19 protein-coding genes and 1 pseudogene are annotated in these 22,586 nt (G+C 64.8%); 9 read left to right on the top strand and 11 right to left on the bottom strand.

The window, feature by feature from the left end; all coding sequences use genetic code 11:
• Nucleotides 1–278: 278 nt before the first annotated feature.
• Entirely contained in the window at nt 279–1,241 is a 963-nt protein-coding gene (locus tag AWB67_RS29520) for a glycerophosphodiester phosphodiesterase family protein (protein ID WP_087659714.1), read from the top strand.
• Nucleotides 1,242–1,338: 97 nt separating this feature from the next.
• Here AWB67_RS29520 and AWB67_RS29515 read toward each other — a convergent pair whose 3' ends face one another.
• The 7 genes and pseudogenes from AWB67_RS29515 to AWB67_RS29485 all read right to left on the bottom strand — a co-directional run bounded on the left by AWB67_RS29515 (nt 1,339) and on the right by AWB67_RS29485 (nt 9,230).
• Nucleotides 1,339–2,196: a proteasome-type protease gene (locus AWB67_RS29515; protein WP_087659715.1), complete on the bottom strand. Its 858-nt coding sequence runs from the start codon at nt 2,194–2,196 to the stop codon at nt 1,339–1,341.
• Between the two features lie 150 nt (nt 2,197–2,346).
• Nucleotides 2,347–3,144: a transglutaminase family protein gene (locus AWB67_RS29510; protein ID WP_087659713.1), complete on the bottom strand. Its 798-nt coding sequence runs from the start codon at nt 3,142–3,144 to the stop codon at nt 2,347–2,349.
• 27 nt (nt 3,145–3,171) lie between these two features.
• Nucleotides 3,172–4,125, bottom strand: a complete 954-nt coding sequence (locus AWB67_RS29505; protein ID WP_087659712.1) for an alpha-E domain-containing protein — start codon at nt 4,123–4,125, stop codon at nt 3,172–3,174.
• A gap of 51 nt (nt 4,126–4,176) precedes the next feature.
• Nucleotides 4,177–5,583: a circularly permuted type 2 ATP-grasp protein gene (locus tag AWB67_RS29500; RefSeq protein ID WP_087659711.1), complete on the bottom strand. Its 1,407-nt coding sequence runs from the start codon at nt 5,581–5,583 to the stop codon at nt 4,177–4,179.
• A gap of 247 nt (nt 5,584–5,830) precedes the next feature.
• Nucleotides 5,831–6,573, bottom strand: a pseudogene (locus AWB67_RS29495) (SDR family oxidoreductase).
• Nucleotides 6,574–6,688: 115 nt separating this feature from the next.
• Nucleotides 6,689–8,002 (bottom strand): MFS transporter, encoded by a 1,314-nt coding sequence (locus AWB67_RS29490; protein WP_087659710.1) that lies wholly within the window; start codon nt 8,000–8,002, stop codon nt 6,689–6,691.
• 46 nt (nt 8,003–8,048) lie between these two features.
• Nucleotides 8,049–9,230, bottom strand: coding sequence for a M20 aminoacylase family protein (locus AWB67_RS29485; RefSeq protein ID WP_087659709.1), 1,182 nt, complete (start codon nt 9,228–9,230; stop codon nt 8,049–8,051).
• Nucleotides 9,231–9,363: 133 nt separating this feature from the next.
• Between AWB67_RS29485 and AWB67_RS29480 the strand changes: the two genes are divergently transcribed.
• Complete coding sequence (locus tag AWB67_RS29480; protein WP_087659708.1) at nt 9,364–10,254, top strand: LysR substrate-binding domain-containing protein; 891 nt, start codon at nt 9,364–9,366, stop codon at nt 10,252–10,254.
• 445 nt (nt 10,255–10,699) lie between these two features.
• Complete coding sequence (locus tag AWB67_RS29475; RefSeq protein WP_087659707.1) at nt 10,700–12,484, top strand: RecQ family ATP-dependent DNA helicase; 1,785 nt, start codon at nt 10,700–10,702, stop codon at nt 12,482–12,484.
• Between the two features lie 57 nt (nt 12,485–12,541).
• On the opposite strand, the gene AWB67_RS29470 is transcribed toward AWB67_RS29475, so the two are convergent.
• The 3 genes from AWB67_RS29470 to AWB67_RS29460 all read right to left on the bottom strand — a co-directional run bounded on the left by AWB67_RS29470 (nt 12,542) and on the right by AWB67_RS29460 (nt 16,257).
• Nucleotides 12,542–13,021, bottom strand: a complete 480-nt coding sequence (locus tag AWB67_RS29470) for an HU family DNA-binding protein (RefSeq protein WP_087659706.1) — start codon at nt 13,019–13,021, stop codon at nt 12,542–12,544.
• A 198-nt stretch (nt 13,022–13,219) separates the two neighbouring features.
• Nucleotides 13,220–13,957: an endonuclease/exonuclease/phosphatase family protein gene (locus AWB67_RS29465; protein ID WP_235025394.1), complete on the bottom strand. Its 738-nt coding sequence runs from the start codon at nt 13,955–13,957 to the stop codon at nt 13,220–13,222.
• 5 nt (nt 13,958–13,962) lie between these two features.
• Complete coding sequence (locus AWB67_RS29460) at nt 13,963–16,257, bottom strand: VTT domain-containing protein (RefSeq protein WP_087659704.1); 2,295 nt, start codon at nt 16,255–16,257, stop codon at nt 13,963–13,965.
• A 136-nt stretch (nt 16,258–16,393) separates the two neighbouring features.
• Here AWB67_RS29460 and clcA point away from each other — a divergent pair, with 136 nt between their 5' ends.
• From clcA to AWB67_RS29445, 4 genes are all read left to right on the top strand, one after another.
• The gene (gene clcA, locus AWB67_RS29455; RefSeq protein WP_087659703.1) at nt 16,394–17,716 is read left to right on the top strand and encodes a H(+)/Cl(-) exchange transporter ClcA; all 1,323 of its coding nucleotides are present in this window, start codon (nt 16,394–16,396) and stop codon (nt 17,714–17,716) included.
• A 107-nt stretch (nt 17,717–17,823) separates the two neighbouring features.
• Nucleotides 17,824–18,438 carry a LysE family translocator gene (locus tag AWB67_RS29450; protein ID WP_087659702.1) on the top strand — a complete coding sequence of 205 codons (615 nt, stop codon included), beginning with the start codon at nt 17,824–17,826 and terminating at the stop codon, nt 18,436–18,438.
• 278 nt (nt 18,439–18,716) lie between these two features.
• Nucleotides 18,717–18,884, top strand: a complete 168-nt coding sequence (locus tag AWB67_RS40980; protein WP_159907941.1) for a hypothetical protein — start codon at nt 18,717–18,719, stop codon at nt 18,882–18,884.
• A gap of 235 nt (nt 18,885–19,119) precedes the next feature.
• Nucleotides 19,120–19,281, top strand: a complete 162-nt coding sequence (locus AWB67_RS29445; RefSeq protein WP_031363615.1) for a DUF1328 family protein — start codon at nt 19,120–19,122, stop codon at nt 19,279–19,281.
• A 168-nt stretch (nt 19,282–19,449) separates the two neighbouring features.
• Here AWB67_RS29445 and AWB67_RS29440 read toward each other — a convergent pair whose 3' ends face one another.
• Entirely contained in the window at nt 19,450–20,859 is a 1,410-nt protein-coding gene (locus tag AWB67_RS29440) for an aminotransferase-like domain-containing protein (protein WP_087659701.1), read from the bottom strand.
• A gap of 149 nt (nt 20,860–21,008) precedes the next feature.
• Between AWB67_RS29440 and aptA the strand changes: the two genes are divergently transcribed.
• Together aptA and AWB67_RS29430 are read left to right on the top strand one after the other, a co-directional pair.
• Nucleotides 21,009–22,337, top strand: coding sequence for an omega-aminotransferase AptA (gene aptA / locus AWB67_RS29435; RefSeq protein ID WP_087659700.1), 1,329 nt, complete (start codon nt 21,009–21,011; stop codon nt 22,335–22,337).
• A 31-nt stretch (nt 22,338–22,368) separates the two neighbouring features.
• The coding region (locus AWB67_RS29430; protein WP_125477723.1) for an aldehyde dehydrogenase family protein at nt 22,369–22,586 on the top strand (218 nt) is incomplete at its 3' end.

The raw sequence follows: 22,586 nt of genomic DNA, 5'->3' as shown, positions 1-22,586 counted from the left end.
CCGATGCACAAGCTTCGGTCGGCTCGTATGGCTACTCGAGCGGCGCGGACCACCAGGAAATCGTGATCGTCGGTATCAGCCACAAGTTCTAAAGCGGCTCGATTGCGCGGCACTTCGGTGGCGCGCCTGCTGCTCGCAGGATCTGAAACAGCCATCGGCTTTTGTCGATGGCTGTTTTTTTATGCGCGCTGCATCTGTCATAAATGATCCCGGCTGAGCCGGCCGATCCGGTGAAAGGGCCAGAATCGTCGATCCCGATATTGACCCGGAGATCCACGATGCGCCTTCGCTTGATCACGTCAGTCTTCGCTCTCCTCGCGACCGCCGCCTGCGGTCCCGTCGATTCCTCCTTCGCCGACGATAGCGCCCGCCTGCCGCTGATCGTCGCCCATCGCGCGGGCGCCGGCGACTATCCCGAAAACACGCTCATCGCCATCGAAGGCGCGATCCGCAATCGCGCCGACATGATCTGGCTCACGGTGCAGTTGAGCCGCGACGGCGTGCCGGTGCTCTATCGCCCCGCCGACCTCGCCGCCAACACGCAGGGCGCGGGACCGGTCGCATCGAAAAGCTTCGACGAATTGCAGCAGTTGAACGCCGGGTGGAATTTCGAGCGCATTGATTCGAGCGGGGCGAAGACGCGGCCGTATCGAACGCAATCGCTGCCGGTTCCGTCGCTCAAGCAAGCGCTGCAGGCGATTCCCGAGTCGATTCCGGTGATTCTCGACATGAAAGCGCTGCCCGCCGAGCCGCAGGCTCAGGCGGTCGCGCGGGTGCTCGACGAGGCGCGCGCGTGGGAGCGCGTGCTGATCTATTCCACTGATGCCGCCTATCAGAAGGCGTTCGCGGCGTACGGCCAGGCGCGTCTCTTCGAATCGCGCGATGCCACGCGCACGCGGCTCGCGACGACAGCGCTCGCGCACGAATGCGCCGAACCGCCGCAGACGGGCGTCTGGACCGCGTTTGAGTACCGGCGAAAGATGGAGCTGGTGGAGACGTTCACGCTTGGCGAGGCGCGCTCGGCGGTGACGGCCAGGCTTTGGACGCCCGAATCGGTGGTGTGCTTCCGCTCGAAGGCGCCCGCGAAGATACTGGCGATCGGCATCGACAGCGCGGAGGATTACCGCGCCGCCGCGTGTCTCGGGATCGATGCGGTGCTCGCGGATTCGCCGCAGAAAATACGCGCGGTGAAGATGGGGATGACCGCGCCGCTGGAGTGTGCGCAGCGGGAGGCGGGTTGACGCGGGGCGTGAGCGGCGTGGCGCCTTGAGCAGCTCGGCACGTCAAGCGGCGCGGCGCTTTGAGCGGCGGCTTGGGCCAAGCAGACCCTACCCCAACCTACTGCTGCGTCGCGCCCCGGTCGGTCTGCGCGAGCGTCTGCGCCGGCGCCTCAGGGCAAGGCAAATCGCCGATTACGAGCCGCGGCACGGTCGAAGCCTGCTCGCGCGGACGACGCGGCACGTCGGCGGAATCGGTCCACGACGGGTTCGGAATCTCCCCAAAAATCTGCCGCAGCCGCTCGCCCCACGTGCGATGGATCATCTGAAAGTACTCGCTGTCGTTGTCGAGCGAGGCGAAACGCGTCACGCGCAGCGAATCCTTCTCGTAGACAAGCAAGTCGAGCGGCAACCCTACCGACAGATTCGAGCGCAGCGTCGAGTCCATCGAGATCAGTGCGCACTTCGAGACCTCGTCGAGCGGCGTGGTCGGCGTAATCACGCGGTCGATGATCGGCTTGCCGTACTTCGATTCGCCGATCTGGAAATACGGGCTCACGCGCGTCGATTCCACGAAATTGCCCGCCGCGTAGATCATGAAAAGGCGCGGAGCCTGCGTGCCGATCTGGCCGCCGAGAATGAAGCTGCAATTGAAGTCGACGCTGAATTCCGCGAGCGACAGCGCATCGCGCTTGTGCACCTCGCGCACCGCATCGCCGACGATGCGCGCCGCTTCCGCCATGTTCGCGGCGTTGTAGAGCGTCGGTTTGGAAGGATCGGCCGGCGCCGCGAGCAGATGCGTGACGGCCTGCGTCAGCGCAAGGTTGCCGGCCGCGAGCAGCACCAGAACCCGCTCGCCCGGTTGCTCGAAAACGGCCATTTTGCGCGCGGCGCTCACATGGTCGACGCCGGCGTTGGTGCGCGTGTCGGACAGGAAAACGAGTCCGTCGTCCACGCACATGCCCACGCAATAAGTCATGACTTTCTGTTCCGGAAAATGCAAAGGCGCCATTGTACTGGGGCCTTCGCGATGCGGCATTATGGGCCGCGATACACGGTGTTTCGCAAGTCAACCAGCCCTTTCCTACTTTACGGCAGATTCCGGTGATGTCCTGAGTATCGAAGGCGATTATTGGTCGAGTTGTGCGTCCACGGACACATGCACGCTCAGGTGCTCCTCCTTGCCGCCGACGCGCGAGCCGCGCACCGGCGCCGCCGCCTCGTAGTCGCGGGCGACCGCGAGCCGGCAGTAGCGGCCGCTCGCAAAGCGCGTATGCGTGACGTCAATCGAGACCCAGCCTTCGTCGATCCACACGTCGACCCACGCGTGGCTCGCGGCGTGATCGACCGCGCCCGGCTCCACGTAGCCGCTCACGTAGCGAGCCGGAACGCCGCGCGCGCGGCAGCACGCGAGCATCAGGTGCGCGTGATCCTGGCAGACGCCGTTGCCCAGTTCGAGCGCCTGCGCCGCCGTGCTCGTCACCTCGGTCACGCCCGGCTGGAAGCTCACGCGCGCCGCGATGCGCTCCGCGAGCGCCATCAGCGCAGCGGGCGAATCGATCGACGGCACCTGGTGCGCCAGTTCGCGGATCGCCGCGTCGGGCTCGGTCAGCGCGGTCGGGCACGTGTAGTGTTCGAGCGGGATCGGGCCGGGATCGTCGTAGAGACGGCCGTCGTCGAGTGGCGTGGTTTCGACTTCGCCCGCCACCGTCAGGTGGATTTCGCTGTGTGCCTTCGTCAGCACGAGCGTGTGCAGCATGTTGCCGTAGGCGTCGCGGGCGACGTCGAGCTTTGCCGGCGCCTCGATGTGCCAATGCCGCACGAGCTGCGACGAGCCGTTGCCCGGCGTGAGCCGCAGTTGCTGGATCGAGTACTGGACGGGCGCGGCGTAGCGGTAGTTCGTGTCGTGGCGAATCGTCAAGAGCATGGTCAGTCCTTACTTGTTCGTGCCACGTCAGGCGAGGGGAAGCATCAGGAAGGCGCGCATCACGCGCACGCCGAGTTCGTCGACGCGCTTCAAAAACTGTGTGAGGTACGCATGCACGCCGGTCTCCAGGATCTGGCGAATGTCAGCGTAGAGCACGTCGGCGCGCAGCTTGCCCGCGAAGCGCTCGCACTCGTTGGAGTTTCCCGTGCGCAGTTTCACGAGCGTCTCGCAGACGCCATCGAGCGATGCCAGCAGCGAGCGCGGCATCGCCTCGTTCAGGATCAGCAATTCGACGACCCGCGACGGCGTCACCACGTCGCGATACACCTTGCGATAGATTTCGAGCGCGGACACCGAACTCAGGATCGACGTCCAGTAGTAGAAATCTTCCAGTTGACGCGCCGCTTCGCGTGAATTCGGCTCGGCATCGGCAAAACGCACGTCCAGAATGCGCGCAGTGTTGTCCGCGCGTTCAAGGTAAGTGCCGATCTGCATGAAATAGAACGCGTCGTCGCGCAGCGCCGTGCCGACCATCACGCCGCGGCACAGGTTCGAGCGGTATTTGACCCATTCGAAGAGCGTATCGGGGCTGCGCTGGAGTTCACCCGACGCAAGCCGCTCGTTGAATTCGAGCCAGGTGAAGTTGATCGTCTCCCAGCCTTCGGTCGTCAGCGTGCCGCGCACGGCGCGCGCGTTCTCGCGGGTCGCGTGCAGGCAGGCGATGATGCTCGACGGATTGCCCGCGTCCGCGACCATGAAATCGAGCATGTCGGCGCGCGAATCGGAATCGGGATGGCGCGCCGCGAAGCTCTCCTCCAGCTCCGAGATGCGCAGCACCGAACGCTGCGCGCGCGCTTCCTGTTCGGGGGTCTGCGGCAGCAGGAGGCCCTGCGAGTTGATGTCGAGCATGCGCGAGGTGTTCTCGGCGCGCTCCATGTAACGTGCCATCCAGAACAGGTGATCGGCGGTGCGGCTTAGCATGATGAGGTTCCGTTCATTCTGTTTGCGGCTTTTGGCCGTACATGCGCGACGTCAGTCCACCATCCAGGTGTCTTTCGTGCCGCCGCCCTGCGACGAATTCACCACCAGCGACCCCTCTTTCAGCGCGACGCGCGTCAGTCCGCCCGCGCACATGGTCACTTCGCGGCCGGACAGCACGAACGGACGCAGGTCGATATGGCGCGGCGCCACGCCCGATTCGACGAACGTCGGGCACGCGGACAGCGCGAGCGTCGGCTGCGCGATGTAGCCGCTCGGCCGCGCGAGGAGCCGCGCGCGGAACGACTCGATCTCGGCGGCACTCGCCGCGGGCCCAACCAGCATGCCGTAGCCGCCCGCGCCGTGCACCTCTTTCACGACGAGTTCCGGCAGGTGCGCGAGCGTGTACGCGAGGTCGTCGGCCTTGCGGCACTGGTAGGTGGGCACATTGTTCAGAATAGGCTTTTCGCCGAGATAGAACTCGATCATGTCGGGGACGAACGGATAGATCGATTTGTCGTCGGCGATGCCTGTGCCCATCGCGTTCGCGAGCGCCACGCGTCCCGCGCGGTACGACGTCAAAAGCCCCGGCACGCCGAGCGCCGAGTCGGCGCGGAAGGCGAGCGGATCGAGGAAATCGTCGTCGAGGCGCCGGTAGATCACGTCGACGCGGCGCGGGCCTTGCGTCGTGCGCATGAAGACGTAGTTTTCGTCGACGAAGAGGTCCTTGCCCTCCACCAGTTCCACGCCCATCTGCTGCGCGAGAAACGAGTGCTCGAAGTACGCCGAGTTGTACATGCCGGGCGTGAGAACGACGACTACCGGATCGTCGACGCCTTCCGGCGCAATCGAGCGCAGCGTGTCGAGCAGCAGGTCGGGATAGTGCGCGACCGGCGCGACGCGGTTCTGCACGAAGAGCTCGGGAAAGAGCCGCATCATCATCTTGCGGTTTTCCAGCATGTACGAAACGCCCGACGGCACGCGCAGGTTGTCCTCCAGCACGTAGAACTCGCCCGCCTCGCCCGCGCGCACGACGTCGACGCCCGCGATGTGCGCGTAGACGTCGAGCGGCACGTCGACGCCCTGCATCTCCGGCCGGTACTGCGCGTTCGTATAGACCTGCTCGGCGGGCACGCGGCCGGCGCGCACGATGTCGTGATCGTGATAGATGTCGTGGATGAAGAGGTTCAGCGCCCGCACGCGCTGGCGCAGTCCGGCTTCGAGCGTGCGCCATTCGTCGCCGGGAATGATGCGCGGGATCATGTCGAAGGGGATCAGCCGCTCGGTGCCCGAGAGGTCGCCGTTTACCGCGAACGTGATGCCGACGCGGCGAAACAGCAGGTTGGCTTCCGCGCGTTTTCGCGTGATCGTCTCGGGCGTCTGCGCGGTCAGCCAGCGGGAAAAGCGCGCGTAATGCTCCCGCACGGCCTGATCTTGACGCATTTCATCGTAGATCTGCATCGTGTGCGTCCTATTCTGAGCGCGGTTTTTTACACCGCCTGTGCGACGGCGCGAAGGCCGCCGGGATTCGACGCGAGGTCTATCTCAGTATCGTAGGAAAAAGCAAAGCGTATGCCATTTTTTTGGCATTGAGCGGGCGGGATTTTTTGAACGGCGTGATGGCGCTGCTTCAAACGAGTGCGCGGGGATGCGCTTTTCTGGTGCGTGAGATGGCGATTGCCGAGGGGCAATCGCCATTGCGTCCATATCAGGCGAGACCGCCGTTGGCCCGCAGAATCTGCCCGTTCACCCAGCCCGAGTCGGGGCTCACAAGGAACGCCACTACCGACGCGATATCCTCCGGCTGCCCGAGGCGTTGCAGCGGCGGCATCTTCGCGAAGGTCTGGATCTGCTCGTCGGTCTTCCCGTCGAGAAAGAGCGACGTCGCGATCGGTCCCGGCGCCACCGCATTCACCGTGATGTTGCGTCCGCGCAGTTCCTTCGCGAAACATGCGTGAACGCCTCCACGGCCGCCTTCGTCGCGTTATAGACCGCGTAGCCGGGCATGTTGAGCGCGAGCGTCGTGCTCGAGAAATTGACGATGCGCCCGCCGTCCGCGAGACGCGCCGCCGCCTCGCGAAGCGTGTTGAAAGTGCCGCGAACATTGATGTCGAAGGTCTGGTCGTAGAGCGCGTCGGAGGTCTCGGCGAGCGGCACCGTCTTCAGCACGCCCGCGTTGTTCACGAGCACATCGACCTTGCCGAGTTGCGCTTCCGCCGTCTCGAACATCGCGCGCACTTCGTCGCGCTTCGATACGTCCGCCTTCACCGCGATCGCCTTCGCGCCAGAAGCCGCGAGTTCGGCGACGAGCGCATCGGCTTCCTTCGAGCTCGACGCGTAGTTCACGACGACGGCGACGCCATCGCGGGCGAGCCGTTTAGCGATCGCCGCGCCGATGCCGCGCGACGCGCCGGTGACAATCGCAACCTTGCCGGTGTGGTCTGCATTCATGATCCGTTTCCTCTTCGATGAGTGAGTCGATGAAACGAATCATGAAACATTTTCGCGCCGGGATAATCCCCCGGCGCGCGGCAAGTTCATTCCATTTGCTTTAACAATGTCGATTTCAATCGATCGCCGTGCCCGCGCCTTCGCGCATGAACGCCACGCCGATCAGGCTCAGAAGGCCGCACGCGATCACGTACCAGGCCGGCGCAAGCGCGCTGCCCGTCACGACGATCAGCGAGGTCACGAAGAACTGCGCGAATCCGCCGAAGATCGCGACGCCCACGCTGTACACCACGGCGGCGCCCGTCGCGCGGACTGCCCGCGGGAACAACTCGCCGAGCATCGCGCCGACGCCGCCGATGTTGATCGCATGCACGCAGGAAAGCGCGGTGACGACGGCGAGCAGCGTCGTGGTCGACGGCCAGCGGTTCAGCGCGACGAACGCCGGATAGATCGCGAGCATCAGCACGATGCGCGTCGCCTGGGCCATGCGCTTGCGTCCGAAACGATCCGACAGATAGCCGCCGATTGGGCACAGCGCGAACAGGATCGCGCCCGAGACGCAGCCCGAAAGCATCGCCGTCCATGCGGGCAGCGCGAGCATCTTGACGCCGTAGATCGACAAATAGAAGACGATGATGAAATGCGCCGCCGTCCCGCCGATCGTGAGGCCGAGGCCGGTGAGCACGGCGCGTCGATGGTCGCGCAGCACGTCGATCAGCGGCAGCTTCGGCGCTTTCTCGATCTTCGCTGCGGGCGGTTCTTCTTCGAGCGTGCGGCGCAGCCACCAGCCGACCGGCACGATCAGCGTGCCGATCACGAACGGCACGCGCCAGCCCCAGCTTTCCAGTTGCGCGGGCGAGAGCGACGCCGTCAGGCAGACGCCCGTCAACGCGCCAGCCAACGCGGCAAGGCCCTGGCTCGCGAACTGCCACGACGCGTAGAGTCCTCGCCGGTTCGCGGGCGCCTGTTCGAGCAGGAGCGTCGTCGAAGCGCCGACTTCGCCGCCCGCCGAAAAGCCCTGAATCAGCCGCGCGACGACCAGGATGATCGGCCCCGCGATGCCCGCCTGTGCGTAAGTCGGCGCAATCGCGATCAGCGCGGTGCCGAGCGCCATCAGGAGCAGCGTGAGGACCATCGCCTTCTTGCGGCCCGCGCGATCGGCGTACATGCCGATCAGCAGCCCGCCGACCGGCCGCGTGAAAAAACCGACGCCGAAGCTCGCGACCGCCAGCAGCAATTGCCCGATCGGATCGTGCACCGGGAAAAACAGCTTGCCGATCAACAGCGCGAAAAAGCCGTAGACGGTGAAGTCGTAGAACTCGAGCGCATTGCCGACCGCCGCCGCCGTCACGAGCCGCGTGCGGCTCTGCTTGCGGCTGAGCGGCGGGACGGGTGCTTCAGGAATCGTTGCCAGCGTGGATGTTTCCATGATTTGTCTCAGTACGCGGTGCGGCGGAAGGGAAAGGCTTTAAGAATCAGTCGGCCAGATAGGCTTCGGCAAGGCGCACCCAGTAGCTTGCGCCGATCGCGAGGATGTCGTCGTTGAAGTCGTAGCCTGGGTTATGGACCATGCAGCCGCCCTTGCTGCCGATGCCGTTGCCGATCCACGCGTAGGTGCCCGGGCAAGCTTCCAGCATGAACGCGAAGTCCTCGCTGCCCATGAGCGGCGCGGCGGCGGCATCGACGCGTTGCGCGCCGAGCATCTTCGTCGCGACGTCGGTTGCGAAGGCAGTCTGCTCCGCGTGGTTCACGAGCACCGGATAGCCGAGTTCGTAGTCGATGTCCGCCGTGCAGCCGTACGCCGCGGCCTGCGCGTGAACCAGCGCCGTGATGCGTTCCTGCAGGAGCTTGCGGACGCCTGCATCGAGCGCGCGCACGGAAAGTTTCATCAGCGCGGTTTGCGGGATGACGTTGTGCGTATCGCCGGCCTGCACGCTGCCGACCGATACCACCGCCGGCTTCTGCGCATCCACCTCGCGCGCGACGATGCTGTTCAGCCCGAGCATGATCGACGCGACGGCGGGCATCGGATCGCGGGCGAGATGCGGCATCGCGCCGTGGCCGCCGTGGCCGCGCACGGTGATCGTCACCCGGTCCGACGACGCCATGCCCGGCCCCGGGCAGAAGCTCATGTCGCCGGCCGCGAAGCCGGGCATGTTGTGCAGGCCGAAGACGGCGTCGCAGGGAAACTTTTCGAAGAGACCATCTTCGATCATCGCGCGCGCGCCGGCCTCGCCTTCCTCGGCGGGCTGGAAGATCACGTTGAGCGTGCCCGAGAACTGGCGGCTTTCCGCAAGATAGCGCGCGGCGCAGAGGAGCATCGCGGTGTGGCCGTCGTGACCGCAGGCGTGCATCGTCTTGGGCGTGGCGCTCGCGTACGGAAGGCCCGTGGCTTCCTCGATCGGCAGCGCGTCCATGTCGGCGCGCAGGCCGATGCGGCGCGCGCCGCCGCCTTCGCGCAGTACGCCGACGACGCCCGTCCGCCCGATCCCGCGATGCACTTCGTAACCCCACTCAGCAAGCAGCCCCGCAACGAGGTCGCTCGTCGCGGATTCCTGGAACGCGAGTTCCGGGTTCGCGTGGATGCGCCGCCGCACGGCGACGAAGTCGGGCGCGATTACGGTGATGCCTGGGATGACGGGTTCGACTGACAGCATGAAGACTCCTGACTTTTATGGCGTGGGTGACGTCCTGAGATCAAGCATATAAAGTCGAAAAGAAAACCAAAAGACTGTAAATTTAATTTGTGAACACGTCTGGTTGTCGGTAATAACCCTTGGGGTTCCAGTTATGAAGTACCACCAATTGCGCGCGTTCCTGACCGTTGCCGAGCAGGGCAGCATTCGCGCGGCGGCCCGCAGCCTGCATCTGTCGCAGGCTGCGTTGACCAAGGCGCTGAAGGAACTCGAGCAGGATCTCGGCGTGCCGCTCGTCTTGCGCACCGCGCGCGGCGTACAGTTGACCGCGTTCGGGCAGCAGTTACGCATCCGCGCGCAATTGATCGTGAGCGAGATGCGGCGCGCCGAGGACGACATCGCCCAGATGAAGGGCGCCGCCGATGGAAGCGTATCCGCGGCCGTGACGCCGGCGGCGGCGCTGTCGATTCTGCCGCAGGCGTATCGCGCTTTTCGACGCAAGATGCCGAATGCGCGGGTGAGTTTTATCGAAGGCTTCCCGGGTGTCGCGTTGCCGAGGCTGCGGGACGGATCGCTGGATTTTGTCGTCGCGGTGATCGTGCCTGAGCATCTCGGGCCGGAGTTCGATCACATCGAGTTGTATGAGAGCCGGTCGGTGGTGGTCGCGCGGGCCGATCATCCGTTGCGCGATTGTGAGTCGCTCGCGGAACTGGCAGAGGCGGAGTGGCTGATGAATCCGTCGCCGGAGAGTTCGACGCGGGCGTTGCTCGACGTGTTCGGCGAGATGGGGTTGCCGGTGCCGCAGCGGGTGATTGAGTGTCCGAGTTTCGTGATCGCGCATGGGTTGTTGCGCGGGACGGATACGCTCGCCGCGATGCCGGCGCCGCTGCTTGAACATCAGTGGGTCGGAGACGGGCTTGCGGTTCTTCCTATCTCGGATCGGCTGCCGGCGATTTCTGTTGGCGTCGTTACGAGGAGGGATAGTCCGTTGACGCCTGCGGCCTCGCTGCTGCTGGATTGCTTGCAGGAGGCTGTGCGGGGATGACAAGCTTCGGCTCGACGGATAGTGCCACGCGGCACCTCAAACCCTCCGTTGGCCCGATGCACGCGACGTCTGAGCGCGTAGCGCGAGGACGGATGTATGACTGCTGCACCTGTCCGTTGTACTGCGAGTTGTCACAGTGGGTCCGCGAGCCAAGCCCGGTTCCACCGTGAGGGCGACACTTACTCTCCAGCGCCAATCCCAATCAAACGCTAGTGGTGGATTGTTAGCTTTGGCGGTTGGAAGCTGCTTTCTTTGCTTACTTTCTTTGCAGCAGCAAAGAAAGTGAGTCCCGCCCCGGACAGGGGCAGAGCCAATAGACCGAAAAGAAAGCAAGTTCCACAGAAGCCCAGGCGCATCAAACGGTGTAAAACCCCACCCCAAGCGCCAGCGACCTCCTTCGGCATTGCGTTTGCTGGTAGGTCTCCGACCACGACCGGAGACCATCTTGGCGACACCCGCGCAAAACGAGTCGATCAGCAAAGACCTCAAGGCATCGCTAAAAAAAATCTTTGGCCTGAAAGCGTTACGCCCCGGCCAGGAACAGGTGATCCAAAGCGTCCTGGACGGTCACGACACCTTGGCCGTCATGCCCACCGGCGCAGGCAAATCCCTCTGCTACCAGTTGCCAGCGCTGCAACTCCCCGGCATGACGATCGTCGTCTCGCCGCTCATCTCGCTGATGAAGGACCAGTCCGACAAGCTCACCGAAGCCGGCGTCGCTGCCGCCGTCCTCAACAGCGCGCTTTCCGCCGCCGACGAACGCCAGGCCCTCGCCGACATCGCCGCCGGCGACACACGCATCCTCTTCGTGACGCCGGAGCGCCTGGCGAACGCGGATTTCGTCGCGATGCTCACCGAAGACGGCATGCCCGAGATCCCGCTCGTCGTCATCGATGAAGCGCATTGCATCTCACAATGGGGCCACGATTTCCGCCCGGCCTTCGTCGAGATCGCGCATTCGATCCGCGCACTCGCGCGGCCGCCGTTGCTCGCCCTCACCGCGACGGCCACGCCCGCCGTCATCGCCGACATCGTTCACGAACTCGGCATGAAGCACGCGAACGTGATCAATACCGGCGTGTATCGCGAGAACCTGCGCTTCGCCGTCGAGCAGATGACCAACCCGCGCGCCAAACGCGCCCGCCTCGTGGAACTGTCGAACGAGCTGGAAGGCGCAGGCATCGTCTATAGCGCGACCGTCGCTGAATGCGATGCGGTGCATGCGGCGCTCGTCGAAGCGGGCGTCGAGGCGGAGCGCTATCACGGCAAGCTCGCGGCGAGCCAGCGCTCGGACGCGCAGGACGCGTTCATGCAGGACCGCGTGCGGGTGATGGTCGCGACCAACGCGTTCGGCATGGGCATCGACAAGCCCGACATCCGCTTCGTGATCCACGACCAGATGCCCGGCAGCCTCGAAGCCTACTATCAGGAAGCAGGCCGCGCGGGCCGCGACGGCGAACCCGCGCGCTGCATCCTGCTCTTCGAACTGAAGGACAAGCAGGTGCAGCAGTTCTTCATGAGCGGCCGCTATCCGGGCTTCGACACGATACGGCGCACCGCCGATACGCTGCACGCCCTCGCGCGCAAAGAAGAAAAACACACGATCGACAAGCCCGTCGAGCGCCTGCGCGAAGCGCTGCCGACGGTCGGCGCGAACAAGCTGCGCATCACGCTCGGGCTGTTGCACGACATCGGTTTTCTGAAGCGCACGCGGCGCGGCGCGGTGAAACCGAGCGGCGACGATGCCGCAGGCGAGCGCATTGGCGAAGCGGTCGAGCGCTATGCAGCGATGGCCGTGCGCGACCGCGCGGTGCTCGAACGCATGATTTCGTACTCGCAGAATGCGCAGTGCCGCTGGCGCCTCTTGCTCGACTACTTCGCCGCGAACCTGAACGACGCCCGCGCGCTGAAGCCGCTGCAGGAATCGACGTCGCTTGTCGCATCGCAACCGGGCGCGCGCGACGAACTCGACGGCGGCACGTGCGGCACTTGCGACAACTGCCTGCATCCGCCGACCATCATCGAAAGCGCGCGTGAGGAACGCATCGCGCACGAAGCCGCGCCTAATAAGAAGGCACCGCGCATGTGGCAGGCGGGTGAGCGCGTGCGCGTGAAGCGCTATGGCGAAGGCACGGTGGAACTCGTGAGCGGCGAACGCGTCGCGGTGACCTTTCCCGACGGCGAGACGCGCACGTTCATCGGCCGCTATCTGAAGCCTGCGCCGAAGTAAAAAAGCCAGCCTCGAACCCGAGGCTGGCTTTCTAGCCGACCAACGTAGCGCGCAAATTTAAGCGGCTGCGTCCTTCAGCTTCTTCAGCGGACGTGCCTTGATGCGCACGCTTGCCGGCTTGGCCGGGAACCAGCGCTCTTCACCCGAGAACGGGTCCTTGCCGAAGCGGCGCTTCTTCGCCGGCACGGTTTGCGCCGAGATCTTCAACAGGCCCGACAGCGTGAATTCGCCCGCGCCCTTCTTGTGGACCGCGCCGAGAATCGTGTCCTCGAGCGCCGACAGAACGGCCTTCACAGCCTTCACGTCGACGGTCGCACGATCGGCGAGATGCACCGCGAGCGATGCCTTTGTGAACGTGTCCTTGATCGGCGACAGCGCGCCCGGTGCCTTCGTCGTGGCCTTCTTGGCTGCGACGGGCTTCGCGGCAACCTTCTTTGCTGCTACTTTTTTCGCCGGTGCAGCTGCGGCCTTGGGAGCAGCTTTCGTTGCAGCCTTCGGCGCGGCTTTTTTAGCAGCGGTTTTTGCGGAAGTCGGCATGGTTCTCCTACCTGTTGTGGTCAGTGTCATGAGAATACGTGCGCGTCGAAGCACGCGTATCACCGCCGGATTCTACAAGCGCCGCGCGAGTTCGTGCGAGTCTTTTTGCGTTTTGCACCGCTTTTTAAGGGGTTTTCTGTAGCTTCGAAGCGATGAAGACACTTTCAAGCATCGCTTCCTGCTTCGATGAGCCTCGCTTCATGCCGTCGATGTGAAGTGTGCGATGAGCGGATAGTGATCGGATGCGATGCGTGAGAGCGGCGTGCGATGCACTTCGACACGCACGAGACGCTCGCCCGGATGCACCCAGATGCGGTCGAGCGCGAAGAGCGGGTAGCGCGTCGGAAAGGTCCGCGGCGCAGGCACGCGATAGAAATGCGTGACCAGTCGGCGCAGCGTTCGGCCATGCACGAACCACTCGTTGAGGTCGCCGAGCAGGATCACGGGCATCGCGGGCGTATCGAAACTGCGCAGCACCTGATCGACCTGCGCGCGTCTTTCGCTCGATGCGAGCCCGAGATGCGTCGCGACCACGCGCCACACTTCGCCATCACAATCGATGTCGGCATCGAGCGCGCCACGGGGCTCGCGGCTCCTGAACGACAGGTCTAGCGTACGCACGCCGCGCACCGGGAAGCGCGTCAGCACGGCGTTGCCGTAGCGCCGCGCGGGGGTATCGAGTGTCGGTCCTTCGACTGCGTTGGAGCCCGTCATGCGCTGCAGGATGTCGAGCACGTTCGGCGCGCTGCTGCCGCCGAGCGGCACTTCCTGCAGCGCGAAGATGTCGGCGTCGATCTCGGCAAGCACCCCGCCGATGCGCTCCGGCGCAAACTGCCCGTCGATACCGACTGCGCCATGCACGTTGTAAGTCGCGATCTTCAGCTCGCGAACCGGCGGCTGCGATTCGAGCGCCGCATTGCTTGCGATGTCGCGCATGAACGTCATGAATTCACCTCGTCGATGCGCTTGCCGTCCGTCGCCGCGCTGGCCGCTTCATCGCGCGGCAGCGTGTTGGTCTCGAGAAAGTCGTGAGCGCGCGCAGCTTCATCGCTGGCCTTGGCCTTCTCTTCATCACTCGCGGCTTGCGCTTCTGCCTCGGCTTCGCTCGCTTTCGGGCGGCCTAGAAAACGCTGCAGCAGCAGAGAAATACCTACGAGCACCACGCCGATGCTGACCAGAACCGCAAACGATCCGACCGTCGGATGACGTAGCGAAGCGACCAGTTGATGCGCGAACGCAACGGTCAGCAGGATGCCCGGCCCCATGCCGAGCAGCGTGCCGAGCATGAAGTCGCGCATGCGGATATGCGAGGCGCCGGCCACCAAGTTGACGATCGTAAACGGCGCGACCGGCAGCAATCTCAGCACGACCACCGCGACGATGCCACGCTTCGCCACACGCTCCGAGAGCTTGTTCACGCGCGTACCGGCGACGCGCCGGACCATATCGCGGCCGAGCCAGTTGCCGAGCAGATACGTGACGGCCGCCGCGCACAGCGTGCCCGAGAGCGCATACACGCTGCCCCAGAGCGCGCCGAAGACGAGCCCCGTCGCGGCGATCAGCAACGTCACCGGCACCGACACCACGGCTGCGCTCGTAAAGCCAAGCACGATCCAGAGGGGCGCGAACGGCAGCGCTTCGACGTGGCGCGTCGCGCGCGTGAGCGACTTGAGGTTCACGTAATCGGCGAGCGGCGTCCAGTGCCAGAGGCCCGCGAGCCCGACGATCAGCAACGCGAGCACCCCGAGCAGCGCGAAGCGCCCGATCAGCGGACGCGGCTTGTCGACAGGCACGAACTGCCCGACGAGCTCGTCAGGCGCCACTGGCGTCTCGGGATCGATCAGCGCTTCGGGCGGAATCAACCGGTCGAGATCGGGCGAGAGCGCCGGGTCGAGGCGCTCCAGCGTGCGATGCTCGTTCGGATCACGTTGCAGCGCTGCAATCGCCGCGTTCATGCCGCCGCGCGCGTCGCGTTCGCGGGCCACGTCCTCCACTTCGCAGCCGAGATGCTCGGCGAGCAGCGTATCGCGCATGCGGGCGATCGCCGACTGGATGCGCGGATCGCCCGCCGCATCGATCGCGAGGTTGCATTCGGTATCGAGCACCATCGAGCGATTGTTGAGGTTCGCCGAGCCGACGAGCAGCAAGTCGTCGTCGACGATCATCAGCTTGCTGTGCACGTTCACGCAGTGCTCGCCGAGATCCGGCACGCACGGCGACAGCAGGCGATAGCGATCGTGCGTATCGGCGGTGGTGAGCAGACGATGCAGGCGCGCGCGCAGCACGCCCATCGTCACCTGCTGCAGCCAGCCGCTTTGATCGCGCGGCACGACAATCGCGAGATCGGGACCGTCGGGCTTTTCGAGCGATTCGCCGAGCGCAGCGCCAATCGACCCCGACGTGAAATACTGGTTCTCGATATAGATGCTGTCTTTCGCGCGCGCGATCGCATCGAGATACTGCGCGCGGATCTGCCGCACGGCTGGGCGATCCGCGTAGGCGGGCTCGGTCAGCGAGATTGCGAGTTCGACGTCGGTCAGGTCCGCCGCGCGCGACGGCGGCCACGGATCGCCCTCGTTTTCCACGCGATGCGCGCGGATCGCGAAACGCCGGCCGCACGCCCGCTGCCAGCGTTCGCGCGCGAGCAGGCCGATTTCGCGGGCGGCGTTGCCGTCGAACATCGTGTGGATGTCGTGGAAAGGCGCGTACGGCGCGTCGTTCGCGTCGCGGCGCAGCGGGTTCTTCGGCGTGTGCTCGGGCGTGTCCCAGCGCGAACGCGTGAGATCGAGGCCACCGACGAACGCTAGCCGGTCGTCGATCACGACGAGCTTCTGATGATGCGATCCGCCGAGCGGATGCCGGCCATCCATCTGAAACGCGATGCGCCGATGCGTGCGCCAGCCCATCTTGTACACCGGGAGCCATTCGCGCTCGAACGCGTAGAGCATCGCGAAATCCCACGCGAGGATATAGATGCGCAGACGCCGGCGCTTCGCCGCCACTTCGTGCAGGAAATCGCCGAGCGCTTCGGGGAAGCCGTCGTCGGCGCCTTCGGGTGTCAAGCGCATGCGGCTGTCGATGTCCCAGCCGAGGATGAAGATGGTGCGCTCCGCGCGCGTGATCGCCTCGCGCAGCACGCGAAAGTAATCCGAGCCGTCGACGAGCAGGCTGAAGCGGTCCGCGTGCCGCACGCTCGCGCAGTTTTCTCCGGGGACGAAAAACGAGTCCGCGCTCATGCGGTGTTCCAACGTATTGCCGATGTCATGTTTAGTGGCACGTGATTGAGTTGGAAAGAGTTTTGCAAGGTCCATGCCTGAGCGCGCGGTCCTCCGATATCATCGGCTGCACCCATCCGCTGCCGGACGCGCCGCCATGAACAGCACCGATGCCGAGGAACACACGAGCGAACAACGAAGCGGACTCGTACCCCTCGCCGTGATTTCGCTGATCGTGGGCGCGGCGACCGGCGCGCTCGGATCGTTCTTTCGCTACTCGCTCGAACGCGCGGACATCCTGCGCGATGGGTTCATCGCGTGGGCGCATACGTGGCATGTGATCGGGTTCGTGCTCGTGGTGGTTGCCGCGTCGGTTGCGACTGCGCTCGCCGCGTGGCTCGTGCGGCGCTTTTCGCCCGAGGCGAGCGGCAGCGGCATTCCGCACGTCGAATCGGTGCTCAACGGCGATCAGAAGCCTGCGTCGATCGTGTTGATTCCGGTGAAGTTCGTCGGCGGCGTGCTCGCGATCGGTGCAGGGCTCGCGCTCGGCCGCGAAGGTCCGACAGTGCAAATGGGCGCGACGATCGCGCATCTTTTCGGCACGTTCTGCCGTCGCAACGCGGGCGACTGCCGCGTGCTGCTCGCCGCTGGAGCTGGCGCCGGGCTGGCCACGGCATTCAACGCACCGATCGCTGGAGCCGTATTCGTGCTCGAAGAACTCGTGCGGCGCTTCGAGACGCGCACGGCGGTCGCGGCGCTCGGCGCATCGGCGGGGGCGATCGCGATCGCGCGCCTCGTCCACGGCGATATCCCCGACTTCCAGTTCGATACCCACGAATTCGTCCGCTTTCGCGCGCTGCCCGCGCATCTCGTGCTGGGGATCGTCGTCGGGGTGATCGGCGTCGCTTATTGCCGCGCGATTCTCTGGGCACTCGCCGTGGCGGACCGGCTCGGCCGCGTTCCCGTCGAAGCGCGGGCCGCGGCGATCGGCGCTGCGGTCGGGCTTCTCGCGTGGCTCGCGCCCGCGATGGCCGGCGGCGGCGACCCGATCACGCAGCGCATGCTCTCCGACACCGGCACGCTCTCGGGCATTGTGTTCGCGTTCGCGGTCCGCTTCGTCCTCGGGCCGTTGTCCTATGCGGCGCTCACGCCCGGCGGATTGTTCGCGCCCTTGCTCGTGCTGGGCGCGCAGGCGGGCGTCGTGTTCGGCCGCGTCTGCGCCGACTGGTTTCCGGCCCTGGCCGCGCAGCCAGGCGGATTCGCAGTGGTCGCGATGGCGGCGTTCTTTACCGCCGTCGTCCGCGCACCGGTGACGGGCATCGTCCTCGTGACGGAAATGACGGGCGGCTTCACGCTGCTCCTGCCGATGCTCGTCGCGTGCTTCACGGCGATGGTCGTGCCGATGATGCTCGGCTGCGAACCGATCTACGATTCGCTAGGCAAACGCGCCGGGCAACAGGCGCGGCAGACGCACCGCTAGGCAGCGGCGAAGGCGTACCGGAAATCATCCATCGATTTGTACCGGTACTGTACCGCTCAAAGTCGATAAACTCGGTCCCTCGAGTTACCGTTAAGAGGACCATCGCCATGCCCGCCGAACTGTTGAGCGCCCTGCCCGCCGCCGTGCTCTTCGCACTGGTGACGACGATCACCCCCGGCCCCAACAACACGATGCTGCTCGCTTCAGGCGTCAACTTCGGCCTGCGGCGCACGGTGCCGCATCTGCTCGGCATCAGCGTGGGCGTCGCGATTCTGATGCTCGCGGTCGGCCTGGGCCTCGCGCAGGCGTTCACGCGCTTCGCGTGGCTGTATACCGTGCTGGAGGCGGTGAGCGTCGCGTATCTGCTGTATCTGGCGTGGAAGATCGGGACGTCGGCGTCGGTGCAGGTGCGCGACGGCGAGCGCCGCCCGATGCGGTTTTACGAAGCCCTCGCGTTCCAGTGGATCAATCCGAAGGCCTGGATGATGGTGTTGACCGCCGCGACGACCATCCATCTCCATGCGAGTCTTTCGCTCAATGCGGCGCTGATGGCGCTCGTGTTTATCGTGGTCGGCCTGCCGTGCATCACGATGTGGGCGGCGTTCGGCATGTCGCTGCGGCGTTTTCTGAGCCGTCCGCGCTGGCTGCGCGCGTTCAATCTGACGATGGCGCTGCTGCTCGTGTTGTCGCTTTATCCAATCGTGCAGAAGTTTTTCGACTGACGCGTTGCACAATAAACTGTCGATCGTCATTCCATACGACGAACTTGCGTGTGCCCTCTTTGCCGGTGCGCTGGACCGGTGCATACTCGACAGTACGCGCCGGCACGCAAAATCTGCAGTCCCGCTTGCAAGTTTGGGACTGCGTCTGTTTCTCTGGCTGTCCCACATACTCTCTCGTGCCGCTGGAAGCGGCCCTCGAACCGGCGTGTACGTACCTTGCTTCCCGTCTAATTCGCGCCGCCCTGGCGCGGCTTTGAAATCTGTTCAAGGAGTACGCCATGTCTGGAGCCAATCGCCCGTCCGGTCCCGCTACACGGAAGTCCCTGGATCTCGCCGATCAGATCGAACGCGATGAACTGGAGAACAACCTGCCGGATGCGCTGAACAACGTCGACGACGAAGACGACGACGATGAATCCGACTCCGGTAGCACGTCCGTGCGCTAGCCCGATACTTCGTGCGCGCTTGTCAGCGCGACAGTGAACTACGCGATGAGCCGCATGAGCCGACAGGCCTTGCGGCTTTTTTGTCGCCTTTTGCTGAGCGATTCGCGGCTGGGCACGTGAGTTGCTCCTGCTGCGATGCCGCCGCCTGCGAGCGGCAGGAATTGAGAAACGATGCGGCGACGGCCTAAAGCCAGCACGCGAATCAAACCGACAAATCGATCCTGTGGAGGGATTCATGCTTCGATACGCTGTCATATTCTTCATCATCGCGATCATCGCCGCGTTCTTCGGCTTTGGTGGCATCGCGTCTGGCGCAACTGAAATTGCGAAGATCCTGTTCTTCATCTTCATCGTGATCTTCCTGGCAACACTGCTGCTCGGTGTATTCAGGCGATGAGGATTTGAGGAAAACGGCGGCTTTTTCCCGATGGCCGTCGTGCAGGGGAAGAAGCGCGAGGATGGGCTCGCGCTTTTTCTTTTGAGGCTTTTACTTTTTTAATTGTTTTGTCGTAGTGCCTGCGCGCAATAGCACCCGCGAAAGATGCCGTGGCACGGCGTTACATCCTCATCCCGCCCACTTCCGCAAAAACCCCCACAACGCATCATCTGCCGAATACGGCACGTTGAAGCGGAACCAATCGCTCGCTGCATCGCCGGGGCGAAAATACGACCCCGGCGCGAGCCAGATGCCATCCGCAAGCGCGCGCGTCGCGACTTTGCCCGCCTGCTGCGGCTCGATCGCGAGCCGCGCCCATACGAACAAGCCCGCGCGCGGCCGATGAAACAGCTCGAGCCCAAGCGAATCCATCCGCTCTTCGACGAGCGCATGCGCCTCCTTCAGCTTCTCCCCGACAAACTCGACATGCCGCGCGTACCGCCCCTCCGTCAACACTTTCTCGACGATGCGCTCCGTCGTCGCCGATGACGTCAGCCCGACCGCCATCTTCGTGCGCGCGAGTTCGCGCAGCACGTCGCGCTCGGCGACCACATAGCCGCAGCGCAACGCGGGCGTGATCGTCTTGGCGAACCCGCCGACGTACACGACGCGATTCAGCCCCTCCATCGCCGCGAGCAACGGCGCGCCCGGCGGCGCAAGCTCGCGGTTCACATCGTCCTCGACGACCCAGAGGCCGTGCCGCTCGGCGATCTGCAAGAGCCGGAACGCCGACGCCATGCCGAACGTCGCGCCCGTCGGATTCTGCAAAGTGGTGTTCAGAAAGACCGCTTTCGGCCGATGCTCAAGCACGAGCCGCTCGAAAATCTCGGTGTCGATGCCGGCCGCCGTGCGCGGCACACCCAGCACGGTGAGCCGGGCGAGCTTCAGGATCTGCAGCAGATTGCAGTAACCCGGATCTTCGACGACCACCGCATCTCCCGGACGCAACAGCGTGCGCACGATCAGGTCGAGCGCCTGCGTCGCGCCGGCGGTCAGCAGCACGTTCGACGCGGCATCGACCGGCAGCCCGTGGCGGTCCAGTTGCTCGGCGATCCGCTCGCGTAACGGCGCGAAACCATACGGATGCCCGTAATCCGCCATGCGCGCGGCCGGCACGCGGCTCACGGCGCGCAGCGCGTGATGCAGCCCGCTCTCGTTGATCCATTCGTTCGGCAGCCACCCGCAGCCGGCCTTGATCGGCACCGAATGATCGGCGAAAACGTCGGAGAGCAGCCACGTCGCGGTGAGGCTGGGCGGCTGCCACTCGACCGCCCGCGCGCGCTCCGCCTGCCCGCGCGCCGCCACGCGATACCCCGAGCCGCGCCGCGCGACGACAAGCCCCATCGACACAAGCCGCGCGTAAGCCTCAGTGACGGTGAACGTGCTCAACTGCTGCGCCTGCGCGAAGCGCCGCACCGAAGGGAGCAGCGCACCGGCGCGCAGCGTCTGCTCTTCAATGGCCTCGGAAAACGCCCGCACGATCTGTTCGACGAGCGTCGGCGCCTGCGCGCGGTCGCGTTCAAGAGTAAGTTCGATCATGGAATCGAGGATAGCGTCGGCGTCGGCGGAGTGCCAGTACAGTTGACAGCATTTTGCCAATACAGTTAGCAGCGCAGTGGGGCAACTGTCTATGCCGCGCAAAATCGTCGAGGACTAGAGTGAGCGTTCTTTCTGAGGAGAGCTCTGCCATGAATTCGCGCCCCGTCATCGACGACCTGTCGTCGTTCTGGATGCCCTTCACCGCCAATCGCCAGTTCAAGGCCGCGCCACGGCTTCTGGAAAGCGCGAAAGGCATGTACTACCGTTCGACCGACGGCCGCGAAATCCTCGACGGCACCGCTGGTCTCTGGTGCGTGAACGCGGGCCATTGCCGCGATGAAATCGTCGAAGCGACGCAAAAAGCGCTCGCCACGCTCGACTTCGCGCCGACCTTCCAGATGGGCCATCCGCTCGCGTTCGAAGCCGCGACGAAAGTGGCGAACCTGATGCCGGAAGGGCTCGACCGCATCTTCTTCACGAACTCGGGCTCGGAATCCGTCGATACGGCGCTGAAGATCGCCCTCGCGTATCACCGCGCGCGCGGCGAAGGTCAGCGCACGCGTCTGATCGGCCGCGAGCGCGGCTATCACGGCGTGGGCTTCGGCGGGATTTCAGTCGGCGGCATTGCGCCGAATCGCAAGACGTTTTCGGGCGCGTTGCTGCCCTCCGTCGATCACCTGCCGCATACGCACGACCTGGAACACAACGCGTTCTCGAAGGGCCAGCCCGCATGGGGCGCGCATCTCGCCGACGAGCTGGAGCGCATCGTCGCGCTGCACGATGCATCGACGATTGCGGCCGTCATCGTCGAGCCGCTCGCGGGATCGACGGGCGTGCTCGTGCCGCCGAAGGGCTATCTGCAGAAGCTGCGCGAAATCTGCACGAAGCACGGCATCCTGCTGATTTTCGACGAGGTCATCACCGGCTTCGGACGTCTCGGCAAGGCGACGGCGAGCGAGTACTTCGGTGTCACGCCCGACATGATCACGATGGCCAAGGCCATCAACAACGCGACGATCCCGCTGGGCGCGGTCGCCGCGCATCGCAACGTGCACGACACGGTGATCGGCGCGGGCGCGGCCAACGCGATCGAGCTCTTCCACGGCTATACGTACTCGGCGCACCCGGTCGCGACCGCCGCGGCCATCGCGACGCTCGATCTCTACGCACGCGACAACCTGTTTGACCGTGCGGCATCGAAGGCGGAGAGGTTCGAATCGGCGGTGCATGCGCTGCGCGGCGCGCCGTTCGTGAAGGACGTGCGCAATCTCGGGCTGGTCGCGGGCGTCGAACTGGATTCGCGTGAAGGCGCGCCGGGCGCGCGTGCTTATGAAGTGTTCGTGAAGTGCTTCGAGGCGGGCGTGCTCGTGCGCTACACGAGCGACATTTTGGCGTTCTCGCCGCCGCTCATCATCGAGGACGATCAGATCGATCACCTCTTCGGCACGGTTCGCAAAGTGCTCGAAAGCGTCAAGTAAATCGTCGGCATCGGATAGATAAGGAATAGACATGGGTGAGTCACATCAAAGCGAGACGCGTATCGGAGCGATTTCGCATTTCATCGGTGGGCAGAAGGTCGAAGGCACGAGCGATCGCTTCGGCGATGTGTTCAATCCGGCGACGGGCGCGGTTGCGTCGCGGGTTCCTTTAGCCAGCGTTTCCGAGGTCGATGCGGCGGTTGCTGCGGCTAAAGCTGCATTCCCGGCATGGAGCGAAACCGCGCCGAT

The sequence above is a fragment of the Caballeronia terrestris genome (assembly GCF_001544515.1).
Taxonomy (GTDB): Bacteria; Pseudomonadota; Gammaproteobacteria; order Burkholderiales; family Burkholderiaceae; genus Caballeronia; species Caballeronia terrestris.
This window is presented reverse-complemented; position numbering and strand designations above follow the sequence as displayed.

Excerpts from the sequence above, each read along its gene's own strand:
- AWB67_RS29520 (WP_087659714.1), top strand. The coding sequence starts at position 279 with ATGCGCCTTCGCTTGATCACGTCAGTCTTCGCTCTCCTCGCGACCGCC.
- AWB67_RS29515 (WP_087659715.1), bottom strand. The coding sequence starts at position 2,196 with ATGACTTATTGCGTGGGCATGTGCGTGGACGACGGACTCGTTTTCCTG.
- AWB67_RS29510 (WP_087659713.1), bottom strand. The coding sequence starts at position 3,144 with ATGCTCTTGACGATTCGCCACGACACGAACTACCGCTACGCCGCGCCC.
- AWB67_RS29505 (WP_087659712.1), bottom strand. The coding sequence starts at position 4,125 with ATGCTAAGCCGCACCGCCGATCACCTGTTCTGGATGGCACGTTACATG.
- AWB67_RS29500 (WP_087659711.1), bottom strand. The coding sequence starts at position 5,583 with ATGCAGATCTACGATGAAATGCGTCAAGATCAGGCCGTGCGGGAGCAT.
- AWB67_RS29490 (WP_087659710.1), bottom strand. The coding sequence starts at position 8,002 with ATGGAAACATCCACGCTGGCAACGATTCCTGAAGCACCCGTCCCGCCG.
- AWB67_RS29485 (WP_087659709.1), bottom strand. The coding sequence starts at position 9,230 with ATGCTGTCAGTCGAACCCGTCATCCCAGGCATCACCGTAATCGCGCCC.
- AWB67_RS29480 (WP_087659708.1), top strand. The coding sequence starts at position 9,364 with ATGAAGTACCACCAATTGCGCGCGTTCCTGACCGTTGCCGAGCAGGGC.
- AWB67_RS29470 (WP_087659706.1), bottom strand. The coding sequence starts at position 13,021 with ATGCCGACTTCCGCAAAAACCGCTGCTAAAAAAGCCGCGCCGAAGGCT.
- AWB67_RS29465 (WP_235025394.1), bottom strand. The coding sequence starts at position 13,957 with ATGCGCGACATCGCAAGCAATGCGGCGCTCGAATCGCAGCCGCCGGTT.
- AWB67_RS29460 (WP_087659704.1), bottom strand. The coding sequence starts at position 16,257 with ATGAGCGCGGACTCGTTTTTCGTCCCCGGAGAAAACTGCGCGAGCGTG.
- clcA (WP_087659703.1), top strand. The coding sequence starts at position 16,394 with ATGAACAGCACCGATGCCGAGGAACACACGAGCGAACAACGAAGCGGA.
- AWB67_RS29450 (WP_087659702.1), top strand. The coding sequence starts at position 17,824 with ATGCCCGCCGAACTGTTGAGCGCCCTGCCCGCCGCCGTGCTCTTCGCA.
- AWB67_RS40980 (WP_159907941.1), top strand. The coding sequence starts at position 18,717 with ATGTCTGGAGCCAATCGCCCGTCCGGTCCCGCTACACGGAAGTCCCTG.
- AWB67_RS29445 (WP_031363615.1), top strand. The coding sequence starts at position 19,120 with ATGCTTCGATACGCTGTCATATTCTTCATCATCGCGATCATCGCCGCG.
- AWB67_RS29440 (WP_087659701.1), bottom strand. The coding sequence starts at position 20,859 with ATGATCGAACTTACTCTTGAACGCGACCGCGCGCAGGCGCCGACGCTC.
- aptA (WP_087659700.1), top strand. The coding sequence starts at position 21,009 with ATGAATTCGCGCCCCGTCATCGACGACCTGTCGTCGTTCTGGATGCCC.